13 protein-coding genes are annotated in these 12,600 nt (G+C 73.1%); 10 read left to right on the top strand and 3 right to left on the bottom strand.

The genetic code is table 11. The features are described from left to right. Nucleotides 1-13 precede the first annotated feature (13 nt). From argC to VIG76_RS03770, 9 genes are read left to right on the top strand one after another with little or no spacing between them, the layout of a single operon-like run. The gene (argC, locus tag VIG76_RS03810) at nucleotides 14-1,057 is read left to right on the top strand and encodes an N-acetyl-gamma-glutamyl-phosphate reductase (protein ID WP_331951209.1); all 1,044 of its coding nucleotides are present in this window, start codon (nucleotides 14-16) and stop codon (nucleotides 1,055-1,057) included. Next, nucleotides 1,054-2,205 carry a bifunctional glutamate N-acetyltransferase/amino-acid acetyltransferase ArgJ gene (argJ, locus tag VIG76_RS03805; RefSeq protein ID WP_331951207.1) on the top strand — a complete coding sequence of 384 codons (1,152 nt, stop codon included), beginning with the start codon at nucleotides 1,054-1,056 and terminating at the stop codon, nucleotides 2,203-2,205. Before argC ends, argJ begins: the two co-directional genes overlap by 4 nt. Further along, a complete protein-coding gene (gene argB, locus VIG76_RS03800; RefSeq protein ID WP_331951205.1) occupies nucleotides 2,195-3,106 on the top strand; it encodes an acetylglutamate kinase in 912 nt (303 codons plus the stop codon). Before argJ ends, argB begins: the two co-directional genes overlap by 11 nt. Further along, entirely contained in the window at nucleotides 3,103-4,299 is a 1,197-nt protein-coding gene (locus VIG76_RS03795) for an acetylornithine transaminase (protein WP_331951203.1), read from the top strand. Before argB ends, VIG76_RS03795 begins: the two co-directional genes overlap by 4 nt. A gap of 23 nt (nucleotides 4,300-4,322) precedes the next feature. Then, nucleotides 4,323-5,243 (top strand): ornithine carbamoyltransferase, encoded by a 921-nt coding sequence (gene argF / locus VIG76_RS03790; RefSeq protein ID WP_331951201.1) that lies wholly within the window; start codon nucleotides 4,323-4,325, stop codon nucleotides 5,241-5,243. A 52-nt stretch (nucleotides 5,244-5,295) separates the two neighbouring features. After that, nucleotides 5,296-6,495, top strand: a complete 1,200-nt coding sequence (locus VIG76_RS03785) for an argininosuccinate synthase (protein ID WP_331951199.1) — start codon at nucleotides 5,296-5,298, stop codon at nucleotides 6,493-6,495. Between the two features lies 1 nt (nucleotide 6,496). Then, the gene (argH, locus tag VIG76_RS03780; RefSeq protein WP_331951197.1) at nucleotides 6,497-7,921 is read left to right on the top strand and encodes an argininosuccinate lyase; all 1,425 of its coding nucleotides are present in this window, start codon (nucleotides 6,497-6,499) and stop codon (nucleotides 7,919-7,921) included. Further along, nucleotides 7,914-8,069: a hypothetical protein gene (locus tag VIG76_RS03775; RefSeq protein WP_331951195.1), complete on the top strand. Its 156-nt coding sequence runs from the start codon at nucleotides 7,914-7,916 to the stop codon at nucleotides 8,067-8,069. Before argH ends, VIG76_RS03775 begins: the two co-directional genes overlap by 8 nt. Beyond that, nucleotides 8,066-8,695, top strand: coding sequence for a DNA-3-methyladenine glycosylase (locus tag VIG76_RS03770; protein WP_414640605.1), 630 nt, complete (start codon nucleotides 8,066-8,068; stop codon nucleotides 8,693-8,695). The genes VIG76_RS03775 and VIG76_RS03770 overlap by 4 nt, the downstream gene beginning before the upstream one ends. 4 nt (nucleotides 8,696-8,699) lie before the next feature. Here the strand turns inward: VIG76_RS03770 and VIG76_RS03765 are convergent, their stop codons facing one another. The 3 genes from VIG76_RS03765 to VIG76_RS03755 are packed head-to-tail and all read right to left on the bottom strand — an operon-like array spanning nucleotide 8,700 to nucleotide 10,776. Further along, nucleotides 8,700-9,587: a carbohydrate ABC transporter permease gene (locus VIG76_RS03765; protein WP_331951191.1), complete on the bottom strand. Its 888-nt coding sequence runs from the start codon at nucleotides 9,585-9,587 to the stop codon at nucleotides 8,700-8,702. A gap of 10 nt (nucleotides 9,588-9,597) precedes the next feature. Next, complete coding sequence (locus tag VIG76_RS03760; protein ID WP_331951189.1) at nucleotides 9,598-10,158, bottom strand: hypothetical protein; 561 nt, start codon at nucleotides 10,156-10,158, stop codon at nucleotides 9,598-9,600. A 9-nt stretch (nucleotides 10,159-10,167) separates the two neighbouring features. Then, nucleotides 10,168-10,776, bottom strand: coding sequence for a DNA-binding protein (locus tag VIG76_RS03755; protein ID WP_331951187.1), 609 nt, complete (start codon nucleotides 10,774-10,776; stop codon nucleotides 10,168-10,170). A gap of 85 nt (nucleotides 10,777-10,861) precedes the next feature. Between VIG76_RS03755 and tyrS the strand changes: the two genes are divergently transcribed. Further along, entirely contained in the window at nucleotides 10,862-12,160 is a 1,299-nt protein-coding gene (tyrS, locus tag VIG76_RS03750; RefSeq protein ID WP_331951185.1) for a tyrosine--tRNA ligase, read from the top strand. Nucleotides 12,161-12,600: the final 440 nt, after the last annotated feature.

Raw genomic sequence — 12,600 nt, 5'->3', positions numbered from 1 at the left:
GTAGGCTTGGCGGATGGTCCTGTCGGTCGCGGTCGCCGGTGCGAGCGGCTACGCCGGCGGCGAGGTCGTGCGCCTGCTCGCCGGGCATCCGGACCTCGAGGTCCTCACGGTCACCGGGCACGGGAGCGTCGGCAAGCGGCTCGGCGAGGTGCAGCCGCACCTCGCATCCGCCGGCCGTCTCGTGCTGCAGGACACCACGCCCGAGGTGCTCGCCGGCCACGACGTGGTCTTCCTCGCGCTGCCGCACGGCGCCTCCGGGGCGCTCGCCGAGGCGCTCGGCGACGACGTGCTCGTCGTGGACGCGGGCGCCGACCACCGGCTCGAGTCCGAGGCCGACTGGAGAGCGTTCTATCCCGGGCAGTGGCACGGCGCCTGGGCGTACGGGGTGCCCGAGCTGCTCACCCAGGACGGCAAGCAGCGCGAGCAGCTGCGCGGCGTCCGCCGCATCGCCGCCCCGGGCTGCAACGCCTCCACCGTGGCCCTCGCCCTCGCACCGGCGGTCGCGGCCGGGCTCGTCGAACCGGCGGACCTCGTCGCCGTGCTCGCCGTCGGCCCCTCCGGCGCGGGCCGCACGCTTCGCACCGATCTGCTCGCATCCGAGCTGCTCGGCTCCGCGCACGCCTACGCCGTCGGCGGCACGCATCGGCACGTGCCCGAGGTGCTGCAGGCCCTCCGCCACGCGGGCGGGGTCGCCGGCACCCTCTCCTTCACCCCGGTCCTCGTGCCGATGTCGCGGGGCATCCTCGCCACCTGCACGGCCAGGCTCGCGCCCGGCGCCACCGCCGACGCGATCCGCAGGGCGTACGAGGCGGCCTACGGCGACGAGCGCTTCGTCCGCCTGCTCCCGCAGGGAGGCTTCCCCGCGGTGCAGCACGTGATCGGCTCCAACGCGATCGCCCTCGGCCTCGGCGCGGACGCCGCCGCCGGGCGGCTCGTCGTCGTCGCGGCGATCGACAACCTGGTGAAGGGCACCGCCGGCGCCGCGATCCAGTCCGCGAACATCGCCCTCGGCCTCGACGAGGCCGCCGGGCTCCCCATCGATGGAGTCGCACCGTGAGCGTCACAGCAGCAGCCGGGTTCGAGGCCGCGGGGGTCGTCGCCGGCCTCCGCTCCGGTGAGGGCCCGGATCTCGCCCTCGTCGTCAACCGCGGCCCGTCCGCATCCGCCGCAGCGGTCTTCACGTCGAACCGCTGCACCGCGAACCCGATCATGTGGAGCAAGCAGGTCATCCGCGACGGCGTCGTCTCGGCGATCGTCCTGAACTCCGGCGGCGCCAACTGCTACACCGGCGTGCTCGGCTTCCAGACCGTGCACGCCACCGCGGAGGCGGCCGGGGAGGCGCTCGGGCTCTCCGCCGGCGACGTGCTCGTCTGCTCGACGGGCCTCATCGGCGAGCAGCTCGACACCACGAGGATGGTCGACGGGGTCGGCCTCGCGGTCGGCGCGCTGACGGCGCAGGGCGGCGACGCGGCGGCCCGCGCGATCATGACGACCGACACCCGGCCGAAGCAGGCGGTCTCCGCCGGCGACGGCTACACGATCGGCGGCATGGCGAAGGGCGCCGGCATGCTCGCCCCCGGCCTCGCCACGATGCTCGTCGTGATCACGACGGATGCCGACCTCGAGTCGGCGGACCTCGACGCGGCCCTCCGCACCGCCACCCGGGTGACCTTCGACCGGCTCGACTCCGACGGCTGCATGTCGACCAACGACCAGGTCACCCTGCTCGCCTCCGGCGCCTCCGGCGTCACGCCCGACCTCGCCTCGTTCACGAAGCGCCTCGCCGACGTGTGCCTCGACCTCGCGCTGCAGCTGCAGTCCGACGCGGAGGGCGCGAGCCACGACATCGCGATCGAGACGGTGCACGCCGCGAGCGAGGAGGACGCCGTCGAGGTGTCCCGCGCCGTCGCGCGCAGCAACCTCTTCAAGGCCGCCGTCTTCGGCAACGACCCCAACTGGGGCCGGGTGCTCGCCGCCGTCGGCACCACCGGCGCCGACTTCGACCCCTTCGGCATCGACGTCACCATGAACGGCGTGCGCGTCTGCGCGCAGGGCCAGCCCGACCAGCCGCGCGACCTCGTCGACCTGACGGCGCGCGCGGTGCACGTCGTCATCGACCTGCACGCGGGCGACGAGTCGGCGACGATCCGGACGAACGACCTCACCCACGACTACGTGCACGAGAACAGCGCGTATGCCTCCTGAGGTGCGCGCCGTCGACGAGTCGGTCTCGGACGCCGCCGCCGCGAAGGCGGCCGTGCTGATCGAGTCGCTGCCCTGGATCACGAGCTACGCGGGCCGGATCGTCGTCGTGAAGTTCGGTGGCAACGCGATGGTCGACGACGCCCTGATCGCGTCGTTCGCCGAGGACGTCGTCTACCTCCGCACCGTCGGGGTACGACCCGTGGTCGTGCACGGCGGCGGCCCGCAGATCTCAGCGATGCTCGACCGGCTCGGCATCGAGAGCGAGTTCCGTGGCGGCTACCGCGTGACGACGCCCGAGGTGATGGACGTCGTGCGGATGGTGCTGACCGGCCAGGTGGGCCGCGACCTCGTCGGGGCGATCAACCGGCACGGCCCGCTCGCCGCCGCGATCTCCGGCGAGGACGCGGGGCTCTTCGGCGGCCGGCGCCGCACCGCGCTCGTCGACGGCGTCGAGGTCGACCTCGGCCAGGTCGGCGACGTCGTCGAGGTCGACCCCGCGGCCGTGCTCGCCCAGATCGAGGCCGGCGGCATCCCCGTGGTCTCGACCATCGCGCCCGACCTCGACGACCCCGGCGCCTCCCTGAACGTGAACGCGGACAGCGCCGCAGCGGCGCTCGCGGTCGCGCTCGGCGCCGCGAAGCTCGTCGTGCTCACCGACGTCCCCGGCCTCTACGCCGACTGGCCCCGCCGGGACCGCATCCTCGGCTCGCTCACCACCGCGGAGCTGACGGCGATGCTGCCGTCGCTCGAATCCGGCATGATCCCCAAGATGACCGCCTGCCTCGAGGCGGTCGCAGGCGGGGTGCCGAAGGCGGCGATCATCGACGGCCGGGTGCCCCACTCGGTCCTCCTCGAGATCTTCACGGGCGCCGGGATCGGCACGGAGGTGGTACCGGGATGACGGACACGACGACGGATACGACGACGCGGGACTGGCGGGAGCGCCAGGCCGACGATCTGATGGCGAGCTACGCGCCCGCGCTCCGGCTGCTGGTGCGCGGCGAGGGCTGCTGGGTGTGGGACGACGAGGGCACCGCCTACCTCGACTTCCTCGGCGGCATCGCGGTGAACTCGCTCGGCCACGCGCATCCGGTGGTCGTCGCCGCGGCGTCGAGCCAGGCAGCGACGCTCGTGCACGTCTCGAACTACTTCACGACGCCGTCGCAGCTCGAGCTCGCCGAGCGCCTGAAGCGGATCACCGGGGCGGGGGAGGGCGGCCGCGTCTACTTCGGCAACTCCGGCGCCGAGGCGAACGAGGCGGCGTTCAAGCTCGCCCGCCGCAACGGCGGCCGCACCCGCATCCTCGCGCTGAAGAACGCCTTCCACGGCCGCACGATGGGGGCCCTCGCCCTCACCGGCAAGCCCGCGCTGCAGCAGGCCTTCGAGCCGATGGTGCCCGGCGTGGAGCACCTCGATTCGACGGTGGAGGCGCTCGAGGTCGCGATGCGCGACGACGTGGCGGCGCTGATCGTCGAGCCGATCAAGGGCGAGACCGGCGTCGTGCCGCTGCCGGAGGGTTACCTCGCGGCGGCGCGGCGGCTCACGGAGCGCCACGGCGCGCTGCTGATCGTCGACGAGATCCAGACCGGGGTCGGCCGCACCGGTGCCTGGTTCGACTACCAGCACGCCGGGATCGTGCCCGACGCGGTGACGATCGCGAAGGGCATCGCGGGCGGCGTGCCGCTGTCCGCGCTCGTCACCTTCGGCCGGGCGAGCTCCCTGTTCCAGCGCGGCGACCACGGCAGCACGTTCGGCGGCAACCCGTTCTCGACGACCGTCGCGAACGCGGTGCTCGAGGAGATCGAGACGAGGGATCTGCTCGGCAACGCCGCACGCCGGGGCCCGCAGATCCGGGACGCCGTGCTCGGGATGGGATCGTCGCTCGTCACCGAGGTGCGCGGCCGGGGGCTGCTCCTCGGGATCGGCGTCGTCGAGGGCGCCGCCCAGCCGATCGCCGACGCGGCGCTCGAGCGCGGGCTGATCGTGAACGCGATCAACTCGACCTCGATCCGCATCGCGCCGCCGCTCATCGTCGGCGACGCCGAGATCGCCGAGTTCGCGGACCGCTTCGGCGCCGCCCTCGCCGCCTGCTGACGCCGAACGCGACTGGAGAACCCGTGACCCGCCACTTCCTCCGCGACGACGACCTCACCCCCGCCGAGCAGGCCGAGGTGCTCGACCTCGCGGTCCGGATGAAGCAGGACCGCTGGGGCGCGAAGCCCCTCGCGGGCCCGCAGACCGTCGCCGTCATCTTCGACAAGTCCTCGACCCGCACGCGGGTGAGCTTCGCGGTCGGGATCGCCGACCTCGGCGGCAGCCCGCTGATCATCTCGACGGCGAACAGCCAGCTCGGCGGCAAGGAGACCCCGTCCGACACCGCACGGGTGCTCGAGCGGATGGTGTCGGCCATCGTCTGGCGCACCTATGCCCAGGCGGGCCTCGACGAGATGGCCGCCGGCACGACCGTGCCCGTGATCAACGCCCTGTCGGACGACTTCCACCCGTGCCAGCTGCTCGCCGACCTGCTCACGATCCAGGAGCACAAGGGGCGGCTGAAGGGCCTCACCGTCGCCTTCGTCGGCGACGGCGCGGACAACATGGTGCACAGCTACCTGCTCGCCTGCACGACCGCGGGCATGCACGTGCGCATCGGGTTCCCCGAGCAGTACCCGCCGCATCCGGAGGTCGTCGCCGACGCCGAGCGGATCGCGGCCGGCACGGGCGGCTCGGTGACGCTCACCCACGATCCGTCCGACGCCGTCCGCGGCGCGGACGTGGTCGTCACCGACACGTGGGTGTCGATGGGCCGCGAGGACGAGAAGGAGCAGCGGGTCGCCGCCCTCGCCACGTACAAGGTGACCGAGGCGCTGATGGCCGAGGCCGCCGACGACGCGATCTTCCTGCACTGCCTGCCGGCCGACCGCGGCTACGAGGTGGCGCCCGAGGTCATCGACGGACCGCAGTCCGCGATCTGGGACGAGGCGGAGAACCGCCTGCATGCCCAGAAGGCGCTGCTCGCCTGGCTCCTGAAGGCCTGACTCCGCGGCCTCGATAGGCTGGAGGCCACTTGCAGCACTCGGAGGGAGTCGCGTGGCGGATCGGGTCGTGCTCGCCTACTCGGGAGGTCTCGACACCTCCGTCGGCATCGGCTGGCTGAAGGACGCCACCGGCAAGGACGTGGTGGCTCTCGCGGTCGACGTGGGCCAGGGCGGCGAGGACATGGCCGACATCCGGCAGCGTGCCCTCGACTGCGGCGCGGTCGACGCGGTCGTCGTCGATGCGAAGGACGAGTTCGCGGACGAGTTCCTGATGCCGGCGCTGAAGACGAACGCGCTGTACCAGAAGCGCTACCCGCTCGTCTCCGCGCTCTCGCGCCCGCTGATCGCCCGGCACCTCGCGCGCACCGCCCTCGAGCTCGGCGCCGACTCGGTGGCCCACGGCTGCACCGGCAAGGGCAACGACCAGGTGCGCTTCGAGGCGGCGGTCGCCGCGATCGCGCCGGAGCTGACGTCCATCGCGCCGGTCCGCGACCTCGCGCTCACCCGCGACAAGGCGATCGTCTACGCGGAGGAGCACGGGCTGCCGATCCAGCAGTCGAAGAAGAGCCCCTACTCGATCGACCAGAACGTGTGGGGCCGGGCGGTCGAGACCGGGTTCCTCGAGGACCCCTGGAACGGCCCGATCGAGGACCTCTACGCCTACACCGAGGACCCGACCGTCCCGCGCGACGCCGACGAGGTGACGATCACCTTCACCGCCGGCGTCCCGACCGCGATCGACGGCGAGGCGGTCACCCCGCTGCAGGCCGTGCAGCGGATGAACGAGCTCGCCGGCCGCCACGGCGTCGGGCGCCTCGACATCGTCGAGGACCGCCTCGTCGGCATCAAGAGCCGCGAGGTCTACGAGGCGCCGGGCGCCATCGCGCTGATCGCCGCGCACGAGGAGCTCGAGAACCTCACCATCGAGCGCGACCTCGGCCGGTACAAGCGCGATGTCGAGAACACGTGGGCGCAGCTCGTCTACGACGGCCTCTGGTTCTCCGAGCTGAAGCGGGCGCTCGACGCGTTCGTCGACAAGAGCCAGGAGCACGTGACCGGCGACATCCGGCTGCGCCTCTGGGGCGGCAGCGCGGTCGTCACCGGCCGCCGCAGCGCCGAGAGCCTCTACGACTTCTCGCTCGCCACCTACGACACCGGCGACACGTTCGACCAGTCGCTCTCCAAGGGCTTCATCGAGCTCTGGAGCCTGCCGAGCAAGATCTCCGCCCGGCGCGACCTCGGCCGTCCCTGACATGGCGAAGCCGGACGGCACCGTCGCGGGCGCGCTCTGGGGCGGCCGGTTCAGCGCCGGCCCCTCGGACGAGCTCGCGGCGCTCAGCCGCTCGACCGACTTCGACTGGGTGCTCGCCCCGTACGACATCGCCGGGTCGAAGGCGCACGCCGAGGCGCTCGCCGTGGCCGGCTACCTGACCGCGGCCGACCACGAGACGTTGCAGGCGGGCCTCGACGCCCTCGCCGAGCGCGTCGCCGACGGCACGCTCGTGCCCCGGCCCACGGACGAGGACGTGCACGGCGCCCTCGAGGAGGCGCTCCTGCGTCAGGTCGGGCCGGAGCTCGGCGGCCGCCTGCGCGCCGGCCGGTCGCGCAACGACCAGATCGCCACGCTCATCCGGCTCTATCTCAAGGACCACGCGCGGGTGATCGCGCTGCAGCTGATCGACCTCGTCGACGCGCTCGCCGGCCAGGCGGATGCGACCTTCGGTGCGATCCTGCCGGGCCGGACCCACCTCCAGCACGCGCAGCCGGTGCTGCTCGCGCATCACCTGCTCGCGCACGCCTGGCCGCTCGTGCGGGACCTCGACCGGCTCGCCGACTGGGAGCGACGGGCGGACGCCTCGCCCTACGGCTCCGGGGCGCTCGCCGGATCGAGCCTCGGGCTCGACGACGAGCTCGTCGCCCGCGTGCTCGGCTTCGACCGGGTCGTCGAGAACTCGATCGACGGCACCGCGGCCCGCGACGTGGTCGCGGAGTTCGCCTTCGTCGCCGCGATGATCGGCGTCGATCTCTCCCGGCTCGCCGAGGACGTCATCCTCTGGTCGACCCGCGACGTCGGCTTCGCGACGCTGCACGACTCGTGGTCGACGGGGTCGTCGATCATGCCGCAGAAGAAGAACCCCGACATCGCCGAGCTCGCCCGCGGCAAGGCCGGCCGGCTGATCGGCGACCTGACCGGGCTGCTGACCACCTTGAAGGGCCTGCCGCTCGCCTACAACCGTGATCTGCAGGAGGACAAGGAGCCCGTCTTCGACCAGGTGGCCACCCTCGAGGTGCTGCTGCCCGCGGTCACCGGGCTGGTCGCGACCCTCCGCTTCGACGCCTCGGCGATGGCCGCCTCGGCGCCGCAGGGCTACTCGCTCGCGACGGACGTGGCGGAGTGGCTCGTGAAGCAGGGCCTCCCGTTCCGTGACGCCCACGAGGTCACCGGCGCGCTGGTGCGGGCCGCCGAGCAGCGGGGGATCGGGCTCGACGAGCTGTCCGACGACGACCTGGCCGCCGTCTCGCCGCGGCTCACCCCCCAGGTGCGGGAGGTCCTCACGGTCGAGGGGTCCGTGGCGTCGCGCACCGGGGTCAGCGGCACCGCGCCCGACCGCGTCCGCCAGCAGCTCACGAGGCTCACCGAGCGGGTCCGCGTCCTCCGACGGGCGATCGATGGCTGACCGCCGGCGCTTCCTGCCGCCCGCGAAGACGAAGCCGGAGCGGCGCGAGTCCGCGCATCCGTGGATCATCCCGGTGATCGTCGTCGTCGCGGTCGTCGTCGTGATCGGCGGCATCGTCTGGGCCTCGGCCCTGGGGCACCTCTTCTGATCCCGCGGGCCGTGTTCGAGGCGCCGGTGCTCGAGGTCGCGCCCCGGCTGCTCGGCGCGCTGCTGACCCACCGCACGGCGGAGGGCGACGTGACCCTGCGCCTCACCGAGGTCGAGGCGTACTCCGGCGAGGGGGAGGACCCCGGCTCGCACGCGCACCGCGGGCGCACGGCGCGCAACGCGGTGATGTTCGGGCCTGCTGGGCACCTGTACACCTACTTCACCTACGGGATGCACACCTGCGCGAACGTGGTCTGCCTGCCCGAGGGGCGGGCGGCGGGGATCCTGCTGCGCGGCGGCGAGGTGGTGGCGGGGGAGGACCTCGCCGTGCAGCGACGGCGCGGCGCACGCCACAGGGACCTCGCGCGCGGCCCGGCCCGGCTCGCGACGGCGCTCGGGATCACGCTCGCCGACGGCGGTGCCGACCTGCTCGATCCGGCGGGCGACTTCGTGCTCGAGCTCTCCGCCGCGCCTGCGGGCCCGGTCGCACGGGGACCGCGCACCGGTGTGAGCGGTGCCGGCGGCGACGGCGGGCGCTTCCCGTGGCGGCTCTGGCTGGACGGCGATCCGACGGTCTCGCCCTACCGGCCGTCGGTGCCCCGCCGCCGCGCACCGGGCGAGGGCTGAGCCGTCAGGCGCGGACGGCGCCCGCGGTGAGACCCGACACGATCCGCTTCTGGAAGAGCAGCACCAGGACGATCAGCGGCACGGTGACGATCGCCCCGGCGGCCATCGTCACCGTGAAGCCGGTGAGCTCGCCGGCGAAGTTCCCGATCGCGACGGTCACGGTGCGCGTGCGGTCGCCGGTCAGCACGCTCGCGAGCACGTACTCGTTCCAGGTCGCGAGGAAGGCGAGGATCGCGGCGGTGAACACCGACGGCGCCGCGAGCGGCAGGATCACGTGCCGGAACGCCTGCGCCCGCGTGCAGCCGTCCACCCGGGCGGCGTCCTCGAGCTCCCACGGCAGGCCCTGGAAGAACGACTGCAGCACGAAGACGGTGAGCGGGAGGCTGAGCGCCAGGTACGGCAGGCCGATCGCGAGATAGGAGTACGACCAGTTCAGCGCGGCGTACACCCCGTAGAGCGGCGTGGCGAGCGAGGCGCCCGGCAGCATCGACGCCGCCAGCAGGGCGCCGAGCAGCAGGTTCTGGCCCCGGAACCGCCATCGGGCGAGGCTGTAGGCGGCCGTCGCGCCGATGAGCAGCGACACCGCGGTGACGACGCCGCTGATCAGGGTGCTGTTGACGAGGCCGCGCACCAGGAAGTTGTCGGGCTCGAGGGCGACCGCGAAGTTCTCGAGGGTCGGATGCGTCGGCAGCAGGGTGAGCTCGAAGGTGTCGCCCGGGTCCCGGAAGGCGCCGACGAGCAGCCAGTACACCGGCCCGAGGCACCAGAGGAGGATGATCGCCGCCTGGATCCCGGTGCGGATGGACCGGCCCCGCCGACGGCGCCGCGCGACTCCGACGGGAGCCGCGACGAGCGCCGCGCGCGCGGTGACGGGCCCCGCGGTCGCGGTCATCGGGACCACCTCATCGCACCAGCAGCACGATGCCGGCAGCGGCCGCGGCCCAGATCCAGCTGGCGAGTGTGCCGACGATGAAGCGCTCCCGCACCGCACCGGTCTCGAGCTCGGTGAAGCGGCCGACGCCCTTGATGGCGATGACGACGGCGAGGGCGTCCGGGAAGCCGGCGATGATCGCGCCCGCCACCGCGAACCGCTCCAGCAGGCCGATGACCTCGCCGCCGCGGAGCAGCTCGCGTCCGTCGGAGGCGAGCAGGCCGCCGTGCGCGCCCTCCGGCTCGTCGAAGGTGACCCGGTCGAGCACGGCGCGGGTCACGGGGCTGCCGCCGGCGACCGCGATCACCAGCGCGGCGAGCGTGATCGCCGTCGCGAACGCGGCGGGCGCGCCGGACGGCGGGAGGGCCGCGACGATCAGGGCGAGCACCGTCAGCCCGACCGCGGCGGACAGCACGGCGGTCCGTCGGCTGCGGCGGGCGAGCACGGCCGCCACCGCCGCCGCGACGACCAGCAGGGTGAGGAGGCTCCAGCCGACCACCGCGAGCGCGAGCAGGGGGCCGGATGCGTTCACCGGGACAGCCTAGGCGGGGGGTCCGTCGAGCCGTTCGAGCGCGCGGACGAGGGCGGGCAGCGCCCGCGACTCGAGCCGCACCCCGGCGGCCCGCGCGCGGAGGCTGACGGCCTGCGGCGTGATCCCGAGCTCGTGGGCGACCGCGACCTGCGTCGTCTCCCCGCCCAGGCGGTCCGCGACGGCCCAGCCCTCCGCCGACCGGCGGGCGCGCACCTCGAGCAGGAGGTCGGCCAGCGCCTCGACGTCGCCCGCCTCCTCGGCGGCCGCCTCCCGATCGGGCTCGAGCGCGAACCGGTGGGGCGCCCGCTTCGCGCGGTCGACCGCGGTGCGCGCCGCGACGAACGCCCCGCCCGCCGCCTCCCGGGTCGTGGCCGGCAGCGGGTCGGAGACCTGGCCGACCCCGAGCCCGACGCTCCACCGCTCGGTCCTCGTGAGCTGGAGCACGATGCCGAGAGCCGCATCGGCGGGGCCGACGACGAGCTGGAACTCGTCGCCCGCGGTCCGGTCGGGACCGAGGAGGATCCGGGATCCCCATCGGTCCGCAAGCGTGGGCAGCAGCGCGGCGACGCGGTCACCCGTGCCACGGCTGTCGACCTGGTCGACCGTCAGCACGAACATCCTTCAAGCCTAGCGACTTGATATCGGAACATCAAGCCCAGCGGATTGATCCGATGGGGGCGGGGGCCGCTGCTAGCGTGGCGAGGTGCCGACGCAAGCCCTCGCGCGCCAGCGCAACGACCGCGAGTTCCCGACGATCTGGGACGAGCTCACGTGGCGCGGGCTCGTCCACGTCTCGACCGACCCGGAGGCCCTGGCCGCCGCCTTGGCGACCGGCCAGGTCACCGCGTACTGCGGCTTCGATCCCACGGCCCCCAGCCTCCACCTCGGGCACCTCACCCAGCTCCTCGTCCTCCGGCGCCTGCAGCTCGCGGGGCATCCGCCGATCGGCCTGGTCGGGGGATCCACGGGGCTCATCGGCGACCCACGCCCGAGCGCCGAACGCACGCTCAACAGCCGCGAGACGGTCGCGGCCTGGGTCGAGCGGCTCACCGGGCAGGTGGGGCGCTTCCTCGACTTCGAGGGACCGGCGCCCGCCCGGATGGTGAACAACCTCGACTGGACGGCCGGGCTGTCGGCGATCGACTTCCTGCGGGACATCGGGAAGCACTACCGCGTCGGCACGATGCTGAAGAAGGACGCGGTCGCCGCCCGGCTCAACTCCGACGCGGGCATCAGCTACACCGAGTTCAGCTACCAGATCCTGCAGGGCTTCGACTTCCTCGAGCTCTACCGGAAGCACGGCTGCACGCTGCAGACCGGCGGCAGCGACCAGTGGGGCAACCTCACCAGCGGGATCGACCTCATCCACCGGGTCGAAGGCGTCTCGGTGCACGCCATCGGCACCCCGCTGATCACGAACAGCGACGGGCGGAAGTTCAGCAAGAGCGAGGGGACGGCGATCTGGCTCGACCCCGAGTCGACGACGCCGTACGCGTTCTTCCAGTTCTGGCTCAACACCGCCGATGCCGACGTGGTCGGACGCCTGAAGGTGTTCACGTTCCTGACGCGGGCGGAGATCGAGGCGCTCGCGGAGTCGGTCCGCGATCGGCCGGGCGCCAGGGAGGCGCAGCGCCGGCTGGCGTGGGAGGTGACGGCGCTCGTCCACGGTGACGAGGCGGCCGACGCCGCCCGTGACGCATCGGCCGCGCTCTTCGGATCCGGTGACCTCGCGTCGCTGCCGCCGGCGATGCTCGAGGCCGCGCTGGCGGAGCTGCCGACGGTCGACGCGGCGCCGGGGGATGCGATCGCCGGGCTGCTGGTCGCCACCGGCCTGACGGCATCCGCAGGGGAGTCGCGTCGGGCGATCGCCCAGGGCGGCGTGTACGTGGACAACGAACGGGTGACCGACGCGGAGGCCGTGCTCGGCCCGCTGCTGCACGACCGGTTCGCGGTCCTGCGGCGCGGGAAGCGCACCCTCGCGGCCGTGGTCCGGCCCGCCTGACGGGCCGCCGCGGGCGACACGCCCGAGGTGTCCGCTGCGCTTGCACCGGCCGCCGGACGCACGTAATGTCTTCCCTCGTTCCCCCAAAGGTTCGGATGAGCGAAGCTCTCCCACCTCAAGCGGGGACCGCCCCTCTCCAGCACAGCGCCTGAGGCTCTCGAAGCCTCGGACGAAGGTGCAGGACCCGGGCATCGATCGCCTCAGGTCGGCGGACGCGAGTCCGGCGGGTGATGTGCGGCCGATCCTTGAGAACTCAACAGCGTGCACAATTGTCAATGCCAATAAACCTCGTCGGCCGTTTTTTCGGTCGTTGAGATTCCTTTGGATTGAACGGATTGTCAGTAGACATCCATCAGTCTGGTTCGAACTCGCGTCTGGTCCACTCCTTTTCCCGGGGTGGCTGGTCGCATCCGATGTGCCCGGGGCTTTGCGGTCTCGTG

Origin of the sequence: Amnibacterium sp., from assembly GCF_036559085.1 — a bacterium.
Taxonomy (GTDB): domain Bacteria; phylum Actinomycetota; class Actinomycetes; order Actinomycetales; family Microbacteriaceae; genus Amnibacterium.
This window is presented reverse-complemented; position numbering and strand designations above follow the sequence as displayed.

What these genes read in the sequence shown, in the direction of transcription:
- VIG76_RS03755 (WP_331951187.1), bottom strand. Translation starts at nt 10,776, where the DNA reads ATGTTCGTGCTGACGGTCGACCAGGTCGACAGCCGTGGCACGGGTGAC.
- VIG76_RS03775 (WP_331951195.1), top strand. Translation starts at nt 7,914, where the DNA reads ATGGCTGACCGCCGGCGCTTCCTGCCGCCCGCGAAGACGAAGCCGGAG.
- argH (WP_331951197.1), top strand. Translation starts at nt 6,497, where the DNA reads ATGGCGAAGCCGGACGGCACCGTCGCGGGCGCGCTCTGGGGCGGCCGG.
- VIG76_RS03795 (WP_331951203.1), top strand. Translation starts at nt 3,103, where the DNA reads ATGACGGACACGACGACGGATACGACGACGCGGGACTGGCGGGAGCGC.
- VIG76_RS03765 (WP_331951191.1), bottom strand. Translation starts at nt 9,587, where the DNA reads ATGACCGCGACCGCGGGGCCCGTCACCGCGCGCGCGGCGCTCGTCGCG.
- argC (WP_331951209.1), top strand. Translation starts at nt 14, where the DNA reads ATGGTCCTGTCGGTCGCGGTCGCCGGTGCGAGCGGCTACGCCGGCGGC.
- argB (WP_331951205.1), top strand. Translation starts at nt 2,195, where the DNA reads ATGCCTCCTGAGGTGCGCGCCGTCGACGAGTCGGTCTCGGACGCCGCC.